At 49.9% G+C, this 17,189-nt stretch carries 12 protein-coding genes; 6 read left to right on the top strand and 6 right to left on the bottom strand.

What is annotated here, in order from left to right; genetic code table 11:
* Positions 1 to 85 precede the first annotated feature (85 nt).
* The 5 genes from nirB to ACJJID_RS13615 all read right to left on the bottom strand — a co-directional run bounded on the left by nirB (position 86) and on the right by ACJJID_RS13615 (position 8,045).
* Positions 86 to 2,623 (bottom strand): nitrite reductase large subunit NirB, encoded by a 2,538-nt coding sequence (gene nirB, locus ACJJID_RS13635; protein ID WP_444919949.1) that lies wholly within the window; start codon positions 2,621 to 2,623, stop codon positions 86 to 88.
* Between the two features lie 347 nt (positions 2,624 to 2,970).
* Complete coding sequence (locus ACJJID_RS13630; protein WP_444919948.1) at positions 2,971 to 4,749, bottom strand: protein kinase domain-containing protein; 1,779 nt, start codon at positions 4,747 to 4,749, stop codon at positions 2,971 to 2,973.
* The gene (locus ACJJID_RS13625) at positions 4,739 to 6,202 is read right to left on the bottom strand and encodes a NarK family nitrate/nitrite MFS transporter (RefSeq protein WP_444919947.1); all 1,464 of its coding nucleotides are present in this window, start codon (positions 6,200 to 6,202) and stop codon (positions 4,739 to 4,741) included. Before ACJJID_RS13625 ends, ACJJID_RS13630 begins: the two co-directional genes overlap by 11 nt.
* Positions 6,203 to 6,385: 183 nt before the next feature.
* Positions 6,386 to 7,420: a CmpA/NrtA family ABC transporter substrate-binding protein gene (locus ACJJID_RS13620; RefSeq protein ID WP_444919946.1), complete on the bottom strand. Its 1,035-nt coding sequence runs from the start codon at positions 7,418 to 7,420 to the stop codon at positions 6,386 to 6,388.
* 37 nt (positions 7,421 to 7,457) lie between these two features.
* A complete protein-coding gene (locus ACJJID_RS13615) occupies positions 7,458 to 8,045 on the bottom strand; it encodes an ANTAR domain-containing response regulator (RefSeq protein ID WP_444919945.1) in 588 nt (195 codons plus the stop codon).
* 701 nt (positions 8,046 to 8,746) lie between these two features.
* Here ACJJID_RS13615 and ACJJID_RS13610 point away from each other — a divergent pair.
* From ACJJID_RS13610 to ACJJID_RS13595, 4 genes are all read left to right on the top strand, one after another.
* Positions 8,747 to 10,297 carry a Re/Si-specific NAD(P)(+) transhydrogenase subunit alpha gene (locus tag ACJJID_RS13610; RefSeq protein WP_444919944.1) on the top strand — a complete coding sequence of 517 codons (1,551 nt, stop codon included), beginning with the start codon at positions 8,747 to 8,749 and terminating at the stop codon, positions 10,295 to 10,297.
* 15 nt (positions 10,298 to 10,312) lie between these two features.
* Positions 10,313 to 11,704, top strand: coding sequence for a Re/Si-specific NAD(P)(+) transhydrogenase subunit beta (gene pntB, locus ACJJID_RS13605; RefSeq protein ID WP_444919943.1), 1,392 nt, complete (start codon positions 10,313 to 10,315; stop codon positions 11,702 to 11,704).
* 204 nt (positions 11,705 to 11,908) lie between these two features.
* Positions 11,909 to 13,540 (top strand): S41 family peptidase, encoded by a 1,632-nt coding sequence (locus ACJJID_RS13600; protein WP_444919942.1) that lies wholly within the window; start codon positions 11,909 to 11,911, stop codon positions 13,538 to 13,540.
* A gap of 1 nt (position 13,541) precedes the next feature.
* On the top strand, positions 13,542 to 13,922 hold the full coding sequence (locus ACJJID_RS13595) for a hypothetical protein (RefSeq protein WP_152454774.1): 381 nt from the start codon (positions 13,542 to 13,544) through the stop codon (positions 13,920 to 13,922).
* A 43-nt stretch (positions 13,923 to 13,965) separates the two neighbouring features.
* Here ACJJID_RS13595 and yhbY read toward each other — a convergent pair whose 3' ends face one another.
* Positions 13,966 to 14,268: a ribosome assembly RNA-binding protein YhbY gene (yhbY, locus tag ACJJID_RS13590; protein WP_152454773.1), complete on the bottom strand. Its 303-nt coding sequence runs from the start codon at positions 14,266 to 14,268 to the stop codon at positions 13,966 to 13,968.
* Between the two features lie 151 nt (positions 14,269 to 14,419).
* On the opposite strand from yhbY, the gene rlmE reads away from it, so the two are divergent.
* Both rlmE and ftsH read left to right on the top strand, forming a co-directional pair.
* Complete coding sequence (gene rlmE, locus ACJJID_RS13585) at positions 14,420 to 15,043, top strand: 23S rRNA (uridine(2552)-2'-O)-methyltransferase RlmE (protein ID WP_444919941.1); 624 nt, start codon at positions 14,420 to 14,422, stop codon at positions 15,041 to 15,043.
* Between the two features lie 174 nt (positions 15,044 to 15,217).
* Positions 15,218 to 17,146, top strand: a complete 1,929-nt coding sequence (gene ftsH / locus ACJJID_RS13580) for an ATP-dependent zinc metalloprotease FtsH (protein WP_444922635.1) — start codon at positions 15,218 to 15,220, stop codon at positions 17,144 to 17,146.
* Positions 17,147 to 17,189: the final 43 nt, after the last annotated feature.

Below are 17,189 nucleotides of genomic sequence, written 5' to 3'. Positions count from 1 at the left end.
AACTTCCTTACAGGATTGTGAAAAAAATCAGAAATTGAAATTTATTCTTGTTTATTCAAATGAAAGTACTTTTTGGAATACGCCACTAGGCAGACTCTGCAGCTTCCAATATTTCCTCGGTGGTCGCCGGGCGTGGTTGACCGCGCTCCTTAACAAAAACAATTTTGTCATCACCCTCGCTGCTGTTGACAAACTGACGAAAACGCTTGAGTTTTTCCGGGTCGTTAATGGCGGACTTCCATTCGCATTGATAGCTATCAACCACGCGCGACATTTGCGCTTCAAGTTCGGCACAGATTCCCAGTTTGTCATCGACAATGACTTCACGTAGATAGTCGAGCCCACCATCAAGGCTTTCCAGCCAGACCGAGGTGCGCTGCAATTTATCGGCGGTGCGCACGTAGAACATCAGGAAGCGATCGATATATCGAATGAGGGTTTCGTCATCCAGATCAGTGGCGAATAAGTCGGCGTGTCGCGGGCGCATGCCGCCGTTACCGGCGACAAATAGGTTCCAGCCTTTTTCGGTGGCGATAACTCCCACATCCTTACTCTGCGCTTCGGCGCACTCGCGGGTACAGCCAGATACGGCCATCTTGATTTTGTGGGGCGAGCGCAATCCTTTGTAGCGGTTTTCCACGCGCAGGGCCATAGAAACACTGTCCTGCACCCCGAAGCGGCACCAGGTACTGCCTACACAAGACTTAACCGTGCGCAGAGACTTTCCATAGGCATGGCCGGTTTCGAATCCCGCATCAACCAGTTCTCGCCAAATCTCTGGTAGCTGCTCGAGGCGAGCACCAAAAAGATCAATACGCTGGCCACCGGTAATTTTGGTGTAGAGGTCATAGCGTTTGGCAACATCGCCAATCACAATAAGTTTTTCTGGTGTGATTTCGCCACCGGGAATACGCGGTACTACAGAGTAGCTACCATTTTTCTGCATATTCGCCATAAAGGTGTCATTGGTGTCCTGCAGGCCAACGTGGGCCTGCTCCAGAATATGTTCATTCCACAGAGAGGCGAAGATGGAAGCTGCGGTGGGTTTGCACACCTCACAGCCCTGGCCGCTGCCATGTTTATCGAGGAGCTCATCAAAGGTTTTAATTTCCCCAACCTGAATAATATGGAAGAGCTCTTGCCGGCTATAGGGGAAATGCGCACAGAGGTGATTGCTTACCTCCATACCTAGTGCCGCTAACTCAGTATCGACAATATTTTTTAGCAGTGCCGCACAACCACCACAGCCGGTGGAGGCCTTGGTTACATCCTTGACTTCAGCTAGGGTATGGCAGCCACCGTGTACCACATCGATAATCTGTCCCTTACTCACGTTATAACAGGAACATACGGTGGCACTGGCAGGTAAAGCCGAGGCACCGAGAGGCGATCCTGCACCATCAACTGAGGGAAGGATAAGTTGCTCAGGGTGCTCGGGCAGCTCAATATCATTAAGGTGATATTGCAGTAGAGTATCGTAATCCCCGGTATCACCCACCAGCACGGCACCGAGCAGTTTCTGGCCTTTGGCATCGGTTATCATACGTTTGTAAACGCCGCCCTGCTCATCTACAAAAGTAATTGCGGCCGCACCTTCACTGCGCCCGTGGGCATCGCCAATAGAACCGACTTGAACACCGAGCAGCTTTAATTTGGTGCTCATATCGGCACCATTAAAAAATATCTCTGCACCGGTAAGTTGTGCGACAGCGGTGCGTGCCATGCTGTAGCCCGGAGCTACCAGGCCAAAGATTCGCCCTTCATAGAGCGCGCACTCTCCTATAGCAAAAATCTTAGGGTCTGATGTGCGACAGCAGTTATCGATGACTATGCCACCGCGCTCGCCAACCTGCAGTCCTGAAGCTTTTGCCAGCGTATCCTGAGGGCGAATTCCCGCGGAGAAGACAATCATATCGGTAAGCAGTTCATCTCCTCCTTTAAACTGCATACGCAAGCGGCCATCAACTTCTGCAATAAGTTCAGTGGCCATACTGGTGTGTACCTTTACACCGAGAGCTTCGATTTTTTTGCGCAGCAAATCGGAGCCGCCCTCGTCGAGCTGAGTGGCCATAAGTCCCGGCGCGAACTCCACCACATGGGCTTCGAGTCCAAGGGCTTTTAAAGCATTTGCCGCTTCCAGACCGAGTAGGCCACCACCGACAACCACACCACTTTGCGCTGTAGATGCGGCTGTGCGGATAGCATCCAGATCTTCGAGGGTACGGTAGACAAAGCAGCGCTCGTGCTGGTGTCCTGGGATGGGGGGCACAAAAGGATAGGAGCCGGTGGCGAGTACTAGCTGATCGTATGTATATAAGTTTCCATTCTGGGCGGTAACGGTTTGCTTTTCGCGATCAATGGCAATAACGGGGTTATTGAGTTCTAGCTCGAAGCCCCATTCATGGTACTGCTCGATATGGCCCATGGCCAAATCTTCAGCGCTGCACCCGGAGAAATAATTGGACAAATGTACGCGGTCATAAGCGGGCCTGGCTTCCGCACAAAAGACGGTGACTTCAAAACCGATGTTTTTATTTTTTTCTACCAGCTGTTCAAGAAAGTGGTGCCCGACCATGCCGTTACCAATCACAACCAGCTTTTGCTTTTCTTTCTTTACCTTCATTGCTATTCCTGCCATCTGAAGTCAATTTTTTCGGCAGGAGGGGAAGCGCTTGATATGGCAGGGGCGCCTCCTCTTCTGCCGAAGAGTACAGGCGCCGTTGCCTCGAATTGGGGGAAAATTTTGTTGGTCATTTAATGTATTCAATCTCCGTGCCAATATTGAGACCTGGAATGGCGCCAATCTGTGCCTATTGTCCACAATTTTGGCGACACCTTGCGACAAGTTGGTGCGAAAAAATAATTTTCTGCTCTGTATTAGTGCTTAATGAAATTCTGTGGAATATTGGAGGCGTGGAGAATTTATTTTCGGGCTGCTGGTAGGTAAAACTGAGATCCGCTGATGGGCTATTAGAAAATATACAGGAGATGAGAAAGCAGCAGGATGAGCGCTATCAGTTGCCAGAACAAAACAGGGTTTCTTTCCAGTAGTGGGCGGCTATTGGGTGGTTTGAAGGCCGGGTTGGGGTGCTGTAAATCTTGAATGAATTCCGACAGGCTGTCGTAGCGTTGTCTGGGGTCGGCAGCGCAGGCTTTTTGCAGGGCGCCATCCACCCAATGGGGAATATCCCTACGGTGCGTATACGCTTTCGTATAACGCATTTGTTGATAACTTTTGAGCTGATAGTGCAGGTTGCCCAGGCGCTCGGGATAGGGGTATTTTCCCGTAAGTAATTCATAGGCGATGACTCCAAGGGAAAAGATATCTGAACGGTGGCTGGCACTATCCCCAAAAAAGAATTCGGGAGCCGCATAATTTTTACTGCCTGGAGCACCAGTTTCTGAGAAATGTAATTGCTCCCGGAGGCCGGGCCCATCAACCCCTCCCAGATCAATGATGACCAGACGCCCATGGCTGCGCATCATGATGTTCTCTGGCTTCAGGTCGCCATGCACAATTTCTAGGCGTTGCAGGCTGCGCAAGGCACTTACCAGTTGCGCCAGCAGCTCCCGTACCTGGGATATTTGCGGCTGGGAATTAAGTTGCATCCACTGTCGTAAGGTCTGTCCCTCGACATATTCGAGAATATGGTAAAGACAAGCGCGCTCTGCCCTTGGGGGATATAACTTGATAATCCCTGGGTGGTTGATTCGCCGGCCAGTCCACTCCTCGGCGATAAAGCGCTCGATATAATGCGGATCATCGCAGTAATTTACTGACGGGGTTTTAAGAGCGCGAAGTACACCGGATTCAAGATCTTGGGCCAGGTACAGGTGACTGCGCTTGCTGGCATAAAGTTCCTGCAGAATAAGGAAGCCATCGAGTTTTTGACCGGGATTTAAATCCGGGGCGAAGGGCAGCTTCCGGTTGTGCATTGTCAGTTCGTCGCACTGCGGGAAGTCCAGGTGATTGACCCTGGCAGCGACTGCACTCAGATTATCGCTTGAGCCAGCCTTCAGGGCCGCATCAACCAGCTGTTGCGGTGTGGTCCTGTCGAAATCAGCGAGTCTTTCCTGGATAGAGGTTTCGGGCAAGAAATCGTGTATCCCATCGCTACTCAGCAAATAAATATCATCGGGTAGTAGCGCTTCACAGCGATAGTCCACATCGATGTGGACATCCATACCCAGTGCCCGGCTGAGAAAAGTGCGCCCGGGAGACAGTTGGTGACTATGATCGCGGCTGAGACACTCAAGTTTGCCGTCGCGCAGACGGTAGATGCGTGTATCCCCAACATGCACTAAATGGGCGCTGGTACCTTTAATAATAATGGCAGAGAAAGTGGTGAGCCAGCCACGCTGAATTTCTACACTGCCTCCGCTTTGCCGATATAGCCAGCTATTGAGGGAGTGGAGAACCCGCGCCACTGCGTGGCGGGTAGACCAGGTTTCCGGGGTGCTGTAATAATCGGAGAAAAAACCATTGATGGCTGCGCGAGCGGCCTCCCCGCCAGCCTCAGCGCTGGCGACACCATCGGCAATAGCTGCGAGCGCACCATAGCGCTTGAATTCTATCCCCTTTGGTAGCCGCACTGCACAGGCATCGTCGTTGTGCCGGCGTTGGCCGGCACAGGTGGCGCTGAAAATTTGCAAGGCATCCATTTTTTTGTTCTGCAAATTATCAGATACTCCAGAGAGGTTTCGCACCTCTTCTGAAGATTTTACATGCTGCTCTTTATCAGGCGACATCAATCATTGATACACTGCCATCGGGATGTACCTCGGCCATTTGCCCCTCGGGTTCCTCCAATAATAACAGTGCGACGAAGCCGAGAAGTGCAGTGATGCCGATAACCATAAAAAATGTTTGGTAGGAAACCAAGCTCAACACGGTGAGATAAAACACTGCACCTACATTGCCGTAAGCACCTGTCATACCTGCGATCTGCCCGGTAAGGCGTCGCTTAATTAGGGGGACTACAGCAAATACCGCCCCTTCACCGGCCTGCACAAAGAAAGAGCACGCCATGGCAGCGGCAACGGCCAGGTAGAGTGGCCATTCGGCATCGATCAAGCTCATAGTGAAGTAACCCAATGCCAAGCCCGCAGTGAGTACCAGCAGGGTGGACTTTCGTCCCCAGCGATCACTAATCAAGCCACCCGCTGGACGGGACATCAGATTCATAAACGCATAAGCGGAGGCAAGCAAGCCCGCTTTTACTGGGTCCAGGGTAAAGGTCTCAGAGAAAAACAGCGGCAGCATAGAGACCACGGCCAGTTCGGAACCAAAAGTGGCGAAGTAGAGTAAATTGAGTACGGCCACCTGCTTGAATTTGTAGCGGTGTACGGGAGCTGGGGGATTAGTGAAAACTTCGCGGTTGATACTAAATGTCTTGCGCGCATCCAGCAGGTAAAGTAAGCCGAGCCCACAATAAATCAAGGTGGCAGCAAGGCTGGAGATTAAACCGACACCACTTGAAAGTTTCCAGGTTAACAATGCTAGGGCTGCATACATTGGTACCTTCATAATCAGTAATAGTACGAAGTCTCCTGAACTGGTGACCTCCATTGCCCCAATTTTTTTCGGCTTGAAATACGTGGAACCCTTGGGAGTATCGGTCACGGAGAAGTAGTAAATCACACTGTAGACCAGCGCAATAACCCCAGTGATACCAATCGCATAGCGCCAGCCATTATCGCCACCAAAAAACAGTGCGATGGTGGGCAGGCTCATAGCGGCAGCGGCCGACCCGAAATTACCCCAGCCCCCATAAATGCCTTCAGCGGTACCCAGCTGGCGAGCGGGGAACCACTCCGAAACCATGCGTATGCCGACAACAAAGCCCGCACCAATGAAACCGAGCAGAAAGCGCCCAATTGCTGCCTGGGTAAAGTTTTCCGCTAAGGCAAAGATAAAGCAGGGAACACTGCCGATTGCAAGCAGCAGGGAGTAGGTGAGCCTTGGGCCGTACTTATCGGTGAGCATTCCGATCACAATACGTGCGGGAATGGTTAGGGCGACATTTAATATAAGAAGCGTTTTTACCTGATCAGGCGTGAGTGATAGGCTCTCTGATATAGCCATCAATAATGGGGCATGGTTAAACCAAGCAAAAAACGTAATGAAGAAAGCCACCCAGGTTAGGTGTAGGATTTTTATCTTTCCTCGAAAAGAAAAAAGATTGAGGGATTCACTGGACATGTGCATTTCCTTTGTTTGCAAACTCCGCAGGCACAAAAAAAGCCCACCGCCGCGCCCTTTTTTGGGTCGCAGTCAATGGACTTCATTGCCCGGTATCTTTGGTGAAAGAGGGATTGACTGTGCGTATGCGCCATGCGGCAGGACATTGCACCATCGATATATTTCCATTCAATTAATGTGCCATTATTTTTTTGTGCAGAGATAATCCAAAGTCTGATGGTAGAGGTCCGATCTAAAGTTCTGATTGTTCGCTGAGTCGGTCTCGCTAAAGTCGTTGCACATTTCTATCAATTGCTGGGCTTTTGCTTCATTGGGGTGACCGTTGTCATTATCCGTATGAGCGAACAAATGCCAGCCCGGATTAGCTATGATGTCAGTGTTCCGACGGTAGAGAATTTGGTCATTGAGGGAACCTTGTAATACTGATTTTGGTAAATCCAGATAATGCCTTTGCGAGAGTATTCCAGCTGCTTCGTGGCGGTTTTCCCGGGCGGACAACCATGAGCAAGCCTTTAGCAATGCGGCGCGGAGCGCCAAATGACTGGCTGGATTGGCTTCATGCCAACTTTGAGTGACTGCCAATACCTTTTCCGGCATTGCTGGTAGTAGGGTATTGCAGGCGGTGGCTATTACACCGGTTCCTTTGTAGGCCGCGAGGCTATTCCATGGCTCTCCAACGCAATAACCATCAATCACTCCTCTGTGGAGGTTCTCTAGCATTTGCTCGGGGGGAAGCGCAATAAGTTGTAAATCCTGATCGGGGTTGATACCTGCAGCCTGTAACCAATGACGCAATTGTAAGGTGTGACTGGAGAATGGATACACCGTAGCGAGTCTTATTGGTGCAGTCCCCGTATTCTTTTGCAGGTAAGCTTTTAACGCTGAGGCAATATCGAGTTGAGTTTCTTGGGATGTGTAGTGTTGCAGGCGTTGATAGAGGTCTTCCGAAAGAGTTATAGCGTTGCCATTGCAGCTGAGTATCAAACCACTGATGAAGCGTTCTTTGCAGCCAGGCAAGGCTTGCGACAAGGTTAATGGCATTGGGGCCAGCATGGCTGCTGCGTCGGCCTTGCGAGCAATCAATTTGTCACGCAGGGTTGCCCAGGAAGTCTCCCTTTGCAGCTGCACTTCTAGACCAAATCGGTGAAAGTACCCTTTCTCCTGAGCGACTATTAGAGGGGCACTGTCGGTGAGTCGCAGATACAGCAGTTTGATCAATTTTTTTTCCGGGCATAGTAAAGAAGACATCGGTGATTCAATGCTCGCTTTGGAAATAGTGGATAAGTTGCTCGGCTACTGCGCACATGGTTGCATTACTACTCATAGCAAGATTGCGCAAAATCTTGTGGGCATCTTTCTCTGTGAGATTTTTCTTTGCCATTAATAGTCCCTTGGCTCGCTCAATGGTTTTTCTGTCGCTGAGTTGCTGTTGGGTCCTCTCAAGAGATTGGCGCAGTTGCTGGAAGCTCTTGAACTGAGCCATGGCAATTTCTATCGCCGGTGCAACGCGCTCCGGTGTCATCCCTTCGGCCATATAAGCACTCACTCCAGACTCAACCGCGCGACTAATAAAGTCCGCTCTATTGTGACTGGAGAACATAGCGACCGGTGTGGGGGCTTCGCGATTAACTACAGCGAGACTCTCTAAAATATCTCTATCGGGAGATTCGATATCGATTAGTACAATGTCGGGTCGATACTTTTCCACTTGGAAAAGAAGCCCTTCTGCGCTACTTATTTGCGCAACAATTGTGTATCCGGCAGCTTGTAAACGCTCACGGACCGAATGAGCACGCTCATGGTTGTCGTCAACCAACATGATTGCGGGGCTAATGTTTGACACGGCTTGATATGGCACTCGTTCAAGGGCTTGATACTATTTATCAAGAGTTAATCAAAATTTGTGCCAAAAGTGCGATAGGGATCAAATAAAATAAATTCTTCTAGTTCCATGAAGTGTGCGAGAGTTCCAAATTGTTTCTTGCCGCGCCATTTTGCGACTATTGGATCTTTAGTACAAGTGCGAAATTTATAGAGGCTTTGAGTTATTGATTAGTAGAAAATCCTGTAGAAATTCTATTTCGAAAAAACTTTGGGGCCCTATGGGAAAAATATTTCACATTAAATTTTGATTGTTAAAGTTTGATGGTCCTATTTTTGTGTCACTTTTTGTTATGGAAATCTCACTGCGAGGTCTATTTAGATAAGGAAAGTGAGGTAAGAGTAAGAATTTTAATATTGAGAAACATTAATCTTTAAACTTTGGTGTTGGGTATCCAATAGTCTGCGGCTAAATGAGATTCTCTCCATTTTTTTAGCGATTTCCTGTTGCTGTTGTAACCGTTCGACGTACGTGAATTGTGGTTTCATTTGAAACAGGATTGTTAGCCTTATAAATTTCACCAATTGTGGCTATTAGGTGTCTTCCCTTTCAATCCCTCTTTTCGGCGTTTACACTCGGGCTGTTTATAAATTGGGCAACCCAGACCTTTTTGAGGTAGATGTAGTTGTAAATTCATAATATTAACTATGAGGGGCACGGCGGTGATAATAGCCATACCTAGAGAGACTGCAGAGGGGGAGGCGCGTGTTGCGGCAACTCCAGATAGCGTTAAACGTTTACTTGATTTGGGTTTTTCTGTTGTTGTGCAGGCAGGTGCTGGTGACAGGGCTAGTTTCAATGATGATTCTTATCGGCAAGCTGGAGCTGAGATTCGTGAAGACATGGCGACTTGCTTTAAGGGGGCGGATGTTGTTCTAAAAGTACAGTCACCCACGGATGAAGAGTTGGCATTGATTCCTAAAGGAGCAACGCTGATCGCCTTTTTAAAACCGGCACAAAATGCCGAGCTCCTGCAAAAGTTTGCTGAAAACAATATTAACGCGCTTGCAGTTGAATCCATCCCCAGGATTTCCCGTGCCCAAAAAATGGATGCGCTCAGCTCCATGGCTAATATTGCTGGCTATCGCGCCGTTATCGAAGCCGCACATAATTTTGGCCGATTTTTTACTGGGCAGATCACCGCGGCAGGAAAAATTCCACCAGCCAAAGTACTCGTTATCGGAGCCGGTGTCGCCGGGCTCTCGGCGATAGGTACAGCCAAAAGTATGGGTGCCATTGTGCGGGCATTCGATACCCGTGCCGAGGTGCGGGAACAGGTTGAATCCATGGGCGCTGAGTTCCTCACTGTAGAGGTAGAGGAAGAGGGTTCCGGTTCTGGCGGTTATGCCAAGGAAATGTCCCAGGAATTTATTGATGCTGAAATGGCTCTGTTCCGTGAGCAGGCCAAGGAAGTCGATATTGTTATTACTACGGCACTTATACCCGGTAAGCCTGCGCCAAAACTTTGGCTTGCCGATATGGTCGACAGTATGGCGCCGGGCTCTGTGGTGGTAGACCTGGCGGCGGAAATGGGTGGTAATTGTGATTACACCGTGCCCCACCAAAAAACTGTGCACAGTGATGTGACAATCATCGGCTATACCAATTTACCCAGTCGTGCGGCCACACAGTCTTCAAGATTGTACTCTACCAATCTTGCTCATTTGCTCAGCGAGCTCACTCCAGAAAAGGACGGTGAAATAGACCTGAATTTTGACGATGAAGTTATTCGTGGGGCGACTGTGGTGAAGTCTGGAGAAGTTACCTGGCCACCCCCCGCTCCCAAAGTTTCTGCTCAGCCTAAGAAATCACCTAAAACGGCTGAAGAAGCCAGGGTTAAAGTTGAAGAAAAGATAGATAAGCGCAAGTCGCCGCTGTCAATTTTTGTTTTCTGGGCAATCGCTGCAGTTTTACTTTTGTGGCTAGGTCGAGTGGCTCCGCCAGATTTTGTTTCTCACTTTACGGTTTTTGTATTGGCCATCTTCATTGGTTGGCAGGTGATTTGGAATGTCACCCATGCCCTGCATACACCCTTAATGAGTGTTACGAATGCCATTTCCGGGATTGTGGTCGTTGGGGCGCTGTTGCAGTTGGGGGCTACTGGCTCGGGGCTTGTTACCCTGCTCGCCTTTGTGGGAGTTCTAGTAGCCAGTATTAATATATTCGGTGGTTTTTTTGTTACTTACCGAATGCTGAAAATGTTTCGCCGGTAAGGAAGGAGATAAGTAATGAACGGTATGATTGCAATGGCTTATCTTTTTTCCGCAGTAATGTTTATTTTGAGTCTGGGCGGTTTGTCCAGCCATGAAACTGCGCGACGTGGAAATATCTACGGCATGGTCGGTATGGCGGTTGCCATAATTGCTACCATTGCCGGTATTACCTCCGGTGCCTATTGGATGGTCATCATTGCCATGGTGGTAGGCGCTGTAATAGGCCTATCCCTGGCGAAACGCGTGGCTATGACCCAGATGCCTCAAATGGTGGCACTGCTGCATAGCTTCGTGGGCTTGGCTGCAGTACTCATTGGCTGGGGCGGATTTCTCGATCCCCGAGTGAGTTTGCATGGCTCAGCGCATATTGTGCACAGCACCGAAATTTATCTCGGCGTTTTTATTGGGGCCATTACGTTAACGGGTTCCTTAGTCGCTTTCTGTAAGTTGCAGGGACTGGTTTCTGGTAAGCCGCTGATGTTGCCGGCCCGCCACTGGCTCAACCTGATTGCTATTTTGGCTTGTATTGTATTGGGTGTGCTCTTTGTGCCTGCGCAAGTAAATGCGGCCACGGTTCTCAATTTGTTAGTAATGACAGCTATTGCGTTATTGCTCGGCATTCACCTGGTGGCTGCAATTGGCGGTGCCGATATGCCGGTGGTTATCTCAATGCTGAATAGCTACTCAGGATGGGCCGCGGCGGCAACCGGGTTTATGCTGGGTAACGATCTGCTTATTGTCGTGGGTGCACTGGTCGGTTCTTCTGGTGCGATCCTTAGCTATATCATGTGTCGTGGCATGAACCGCTCTTTTATCAGCGTGATTCTCGGTGGTTTCGGCTCCGACGGTGGGGAAGTCTCCGATGAGGAGGTTGATGGTGAGGCTATTGCTATTGACCAGCAGGAGCTGGCCGATGATCTCAAGGCTGCGGATAGTATTATCATTGTGCCTGGATTCGGAATGGCTGTTGCCCATGCCCAACAAGCGGTCAGTGACTTGACCGATCGCCTGCGCGGCATGGGTAAAACGGTGCGTTTTGGTATCCATCCTGTTGCGGGACGGCTGCCAGGCCATATGAATGTCTTGTTAGCCGAAGCCAATGTGCCTTACGACATTGTTCTGGAGATGGATGAAATCAATCCCGACTTTCCCAGTACAGACCTGGTACTGGTGATCGGAGCCAATGACACGGTTAACCCCGATGCCGTAGAAAAGCCGGGCTCGCCAATTGCCGGAATGCCAGTATTGGAGGTTTGGAAAGCGCGTAGAGTAGTGGTGCTTAAACGTTCCATGGCTTCCGGTTATGCCGGTGTGGCAAATCCCCTTTTCTATAAGGAGAACGCGCGTATGCTATTTGGCGATGCCAAAGATAGTTTGCAGGGTGTACTTGGTAAAGTGTGCGACTGATTAAACAATACCTGGCAATGAATTGTCAGGTAGCTTCGTTCGGGCTTGGGTCGTTGGTGCCAGATTGGCATTAAACACTCCAGGCCCGTTTGTTTTTCGGTAGGCATAATTCTTTTCAAGCTTAATTGACTATCGCTTGCCTTTGTCAATAGTGATAATCTCCCGGCCTTTACAATTTTTAACAAAATTTAAAGGAGTTGGGGGATGGGGACCCATTTTCGTGAGCTTGTCCTTCGAGGATTGATTGCATTTGGAGCACTTAGTCTTGTTGCTTGTGGTACTGGAGGGAGCAATAACAATAATGAATCGGGAGGTGCGAATGCGGGTAGCGATTCAGGTGATGCCGATACCCCCACTCCGGTCGGAGGTAATTGGGTAGAGAATAATTTCCTTTTATCCTCAACTTTTATGGGTAGGTGTGTCTCTCCAAGAACTGGTACTGACCCAGCGACCGGTTATGAATATATCGATCAGCTAGGGACGCGAGAAGATGAGAACAACTGGCTTCGCTCAATGAGTAATGAAATCTATCTTTGGTACGATGAGATCACAGATAAGAATCCGGCAAGCTTTGATGACTCATTGGCTTATTTTGATGAGCTGAAAACCTTTGTGAAAACACCTTCCGGTCAGGATAAGGACCGTTTTCACTACACAGTCCCTACTAATAAGTGGCTTTCGCAAACTGAGTCTGGAGTATACGTTGGCTATGGCCTGCAATGGGCGCTTCTGTCGAGTAAGCCGCCGCGAAAAGCGGTAGTTGCCTATCTGGATGAAGAAGATGGAGGAAATCTGCCGGGTGTTATTACCAGAGGTGCTGAGGTAATCAGCGTGGATGGTGTCGACTTGGCCAATGGCGAAGATGTAGACACTTTAAACTATGGCATGTGGCCTGAGAATGAAGGTGAATCCCACACCTTTGAAATTAGGCCATTTGGCTCATCTACCATTGAAAAAGTTACTCTTGTTGCCTCGGCAGTGAAATCTGACCCTGTTCAGTATGTAAAAACTGAGGTGACAGACTCTGGTCGTAATGTAGGCTATATGCTCTTCAATGATCATATTGCAACAGCTGAGGCGGAACTAATTAATGCGGTTACCCAGCTGAAATCTGCTGCAGTTGAAGATTTGGTGCTGGATTTGCGCTACAACGGCGGTGGCTATTTGGATATCGCTGCGGAGTTGGCCTACATGATTGCTGGTGCAGCTACATTTGGCCAGCCCTTCGAACGAGCTGAGTTCAATGACAAACACCCAGAAACAAATCCAATCACGGGTGAGCCAATTGACCCAACTCCATTTCATACTTCAGCTCTCGGGCTTATAGATGAGTCTTTAAAAGGAGATTCTCTACCTACACTAAATCTTCCACGCGTATTTGTTTTGACCAGTGAAAATACTTGCTCGGCCAGTGAAGCCATTATTAATGGTTTACGTGGAATAGATATAGAGGTTATTCAGATTGGTGAAACAACTTGTGGTAAGCCCTATGGTTTTTATCCACTGGATAATTGCGGTACTACTTATTTCACAATTCAGTTTTCTGGTGTAAATGCCAAAGGATTTGGCGATTATTCTGATGGCTTTGTACCAAATGGCACCTACGGCACAGAAGCTGATTTGCCAGGTTGTAACATCGGCGATGATTTTAATCATCTACTGGGCGATGTTAACGAGGCGCGTTTTGCTGCGGCTCTTAACTATATTGAAACTGGGGATTGTGGAGAAATCGCCGTGAGTGCATTTTCTGAGTCTGGGGTCAATACACGTATTCCATTATCGAATGCTCAAGTACCAAAGGAAATTTCTCGCAGTAATCGAATAATGGTGAGATAGAATGAAAACTGCAGCCCTGATAGGTTTCTGTTGTCTCGCATTGATATGTCTTGGCTGTGCCTCTCAGTCAAATATTCAAAGTGCCCAGCCGGCGCTGCTAGAAGATACTAGTCCGGAAGTTAGAGAGAAGATTCGAGCCTTGGTATCAGAAGCTATGGGTGGAATTAAAATTACTCTAGGCCCTGATGTATTTTTGGAAAAGAGTCTTTTGGTAGTAGAGAGTGATCGGCAGCATATGGCATTAATTGGCCGAAATATGGCGAAGCCAATCAAGTTCCAGCTGCTTACTGATGGGAAGAGGTGTTGGCTCACTAGATTGTCTAGTGGTGAGTCTTGGGAACTACCTGTGTCATGTAAGTTTGCTGCTGATACAGACGGCTGACGGAGTTGACAAGAAGCGGCTAAGGCCGCTTCTTGTCATGTCTTCAACGCAGCAAGTTGGACTTGCGCACATCCGGCTTCTGCGCTGCCCGATAAATCAAAGCAATCTTGCCGATCTCCTGGATTAGCTCCGAGGAGGATTTCTCACAGAGCTCCCCCACAACCTGGTGGCGGACTTCACGGTCGGCGATCATCAGTTTGACCTTGATCAGCTCGTGATCTTCCAGTGCACGCTCCAGTTCTTCCATCACGCCCTCGCTGAGCCCATTGCCCGCTACGGTCACGACAGGTTTGAGATTGTGACCGAGTGAGCGAAGTGCTTTTTTGCGGTCGGCGGTTAAAGGCATACAATACTCCATTACCACTTTGTGGATATCGATATGGGAGCGGCAAGTTAGCCGTGATCGTAGCCAACACTCATTAGTTGTTCGGCGTGTTCGATCGCGACCAATGGTCGCTCTTACAATTAAGCTGTAGTGATTGTAGGCATTGTACCCGATGGGCCGATCTAAGAGCAGCCACCGCTGGCTGCGTGAACATTTTAATGACCATTACGTCAAACAGTCCCAAAAAGAGGGCTATCGCTCCCGTGCCAGCTATAAGCTGCAGGAGCTGCAGGATAAGGACCGTCTGTTCAAACCGGGCATGACCGTGGTCGATCTGGGCGCAGCACCGGGAGGCTGGTCTCAGGTGGCGATGGAGCTGGTAGGGCACAAAGGCCGGGTTTTGGCGTCAGATATCTTGCCGATGGACCCCCTGGCCGGTGTGGACTTTGTGCAAGGTGACTTCACTGAGGAGTCAGTGCTTAATGAGTTGTTGCAACATCTTGGCGATGAGATGGCAGACCTTGTGATTTCCGATATGGCCCCCAATATGAGTGGGATACGCGATGTTGATCAGCCCGCCTCCATGTATTTGGTAGAGCTGGCGGTAGACATGGCCCGGCAGGTTTTAAAGCCCGGCGGTGCCTTTGTGGCCAAAGTCTTCCAGGGCGAAGGGTTCGACGAGCTGATCCGCGACTTGCGCGCGAGTTACAACAGTGTTGTGACTCGTAAGCCTGGCGCATCCAGGCCTCGCTCTCGCGAAGTCTACCTGGTGGCCAGGGGCTTTAAGGGCGGTTAAGCGCCGCGGCGTATTTCTAGTCTGTCGGCTGGATATGGTATAAGCATTATTCCATAAGGCGGCAGGGCTGTTGTCTCCTACACCTATACTGATTTGATGGGTATAGATAGGATCGGCACAGCAAAATGAACGGATTTTGAGTGCGAAAGCGAGAGGGCTATCCCTTTGAATGATATGGCAAAGAACCTGGTACTGTGGTTGATCATCGCGGCAGTGCTGCTGATGGTGTTTCAGAACTTTAAGCCGCAGACACGGGATGAGGCTCTCAGCTATTCCGACTTTGTTCAGGATGTGCAGTCGGGACAGGTGAAAAGCGTCGTTGTGGATGGTCTGGTGATCACTGGCGAAAAAGCCGATGGCAGTCGCTTCAAGACTATCCAGCCACAGATTATTGACGATGAGCTCACTAATGAGCTGGTGCGCAGTAATACCCAGTTCGTTGGCCGTGAACCTGAGTCCCCCAGTATCTGGCAGCAGTTGCTGGTAGCGAGCTTCCCGATCCTCATTATTATTGCCGTCTTTATGTTCTTCATGCGCCAGATGCAGGGTGGTGCTGGTGGTCGCTCCGGGCCCATGGCCTTTGGCAAGAGCAAGGCGCGCCTGCTGGGTGAAGACCAAATCAAAACCACTTTCGCCGATGTGGCCGGTGTGGATGAAGCGAAGGAAGAGGTACAGGAGCTGGTAGAGTTCCTACGAGATCCCACCAAGTTCCAGCGCCTGGGTGGTAATATCCCCCGCGGTGTGCTGATGTGTGGTCCTCCCGGAACCGGTAAGACCCTGCTGGCTAAGGCCATTGCGGGTGAGGCAAAGGTACCTTTCTTCTCTATTTCAGGTTCCGACTTCGTAGAGATGTTTGTCGGCGTGGGTGCTTCCCGCGTGCGTGACATGTTCGATCAGGCCAAGAAACAAGCTCCCTGCATTATCTTTATTGATGAGATCGATGCCGTAGGTCGTCATCGTGGTGCCGGTGTTGGCGGTGGTCACGACGAGCGTGAACAGACCCTCAACCAGCTACTGGTAGAGATGGATGGCTTTGAAGGCAGTGAAGGGGTGATCGTGATTGCCGCCACTAACCGCCCGGATGTGCTCGATCACGCCTTACTACGCCCGGGTCGCTTCGACCGTCAGGTGTTTGTCGGCCTGCCGGATATCCGTGGGCGCGAGCAGATTCTGACAGTGCATATGCGCAAGGTCCCGCTGGATGACAAGGTTAATGCCCAGACTATTGCTCGTGGCACGCCAGGTTTCTCCGGTGCCGATTTGGCCAACCTGGTCAATGAAGCCGCATTGTTTGCTGCGCGTGCCAACAAACGTACGGTGACCATGGAAGAGTTTGAACGCGCCCGTGACAAGATCATGATGGGTGCCGAGCGCAAGTCCATGGTGATGAATGAGAAGGAGAAGGTGAATACCGCTTATCACGAGGCTGGCCACGCGATTATTGGCCGCCTGGTGCCTGAGCATGACCCGGTGCACAAGGTCACCATCATCCCTCGCGGCCGTGCACTGGGGGTCACCCAGTTCTTGCCGGAAGAGGATAAGTACAGCCTTTCCAAACGTGCGATTGAATCCCAGTTGTGTTCACTGTTTGGTGGTCGTATTGCCGAAGAGATGACCCTGGGTATAGATGGTGTGACAACTGGTGCGTCCAACGATATCGAGCGTGCTACCGACCTGGCACGTAGTATGGTGACCAAATGGGGACTTTCTGAAAAGCTAGGCCCCTTACACTATGGGGAAGATGAGAGTGGTCAGCCGGGGCAAGGTAACCCGGTTTCCGGCAAGACCTCTAATGATATCGATGAGGAAGTTCGCCGTATCATTGATAGCTGCTACGAGCGTGCTAGTAAGTTGCTGGAGGAAAACCGCGATATTCTCGAGGCAATGAAAGATGCCTTAATGGAATACGAAACCTTAGATGCGGAACAGGTGGACGACCTGATGGCTCGCCGCAAGGTGCGCCCACCTAAAGACTGGGAAGACAACAACTTCGGCTCCGGTGGCAACAGTTCAACCGACGAAACGGATAAGACCGATACTTCTGAAGCTTCCACCGAGGCTGACAAAAGTAACTCGGTTGGTGGTCCGTTAAACGAGCACTGATTCTCAGTAAAAAGTTCAAAGGACATAAACGGAATGTAGATCG

Source organism: Microbulbifer sp. CnH-101-G (genome assembly GCF_052466775.1).
Note: the sequence above shows the minus strand (reverse complement) of the source record. Positions and strands in the feature narration are given on the sequence as shown.

Excerpts from the sequence above, each read along its gene's own strand:
- ACJJID_RS13600 (WP_444919942.1), top strand. The coding sequence starts at position 11,909 with ATGGGGACCCATTTTCGTGAGCTTGTCCTTCGAGGATTGATTGCATTT.
- ACJJID_RS13630 (WP_444919948.1), bottom strand. The coding sequence starts at position 4,749 with ATGTCGCCTGATAAAGAGCAGCATGTAAAATCTTCAGAAGAGGTGCGA.
- nirB (WP_444919949.1), bottom strand. The coding sequence starts at position 2,623 with ATGAAGGTAAAGAAAGAAAAGCAAAAGCTGGTTGTGATTGGTAACGGC.
- ACJJID_RS13625 (WP_444919947.1), bottom strand. The coding sequence starts at position 6,202 with ATGTCCAGTGAATCCCTCAATCTTTTTTCTTTTCGAGGAAAGATAAAA.
- yhbY (WP_152454773.1), bottom strand. The coding sequence starts at position 14,268 with ATGCCTTTAACCGCCGACCGCAAAAAAGCACTTCGCTCACTCGGTCAC.
- rlmE (WP_444919941.1), top strand. The coding sequence starts at position 14,420 with ATGGGCCGATCTAAGAGCAGCCACCGCTGGCTGCGTGAACATTTTAAT.
- pntB (WP_444919943.1), top strand. The coding sequence starts at position 10,313 with ATGAACGGTATGATTGCAATGGCTTATCTTTTTTCCGCAGTAATGTTT.
- ACJJID_RS13595 (WP_152454774.1), top strand. The coding sequence starts at position 13,542 with ATGAAAACTGCAGCCCTGATAGGTTTCTGTTGTCTCGCATTGATATGT.
- ftsH (WP_444922635.1), top strand. The coding sequence starts at position 15,218 with ATGGCAAAGAACCTGGTACTGTGGTTGATCATCGCGGCAGTGCTGCTG.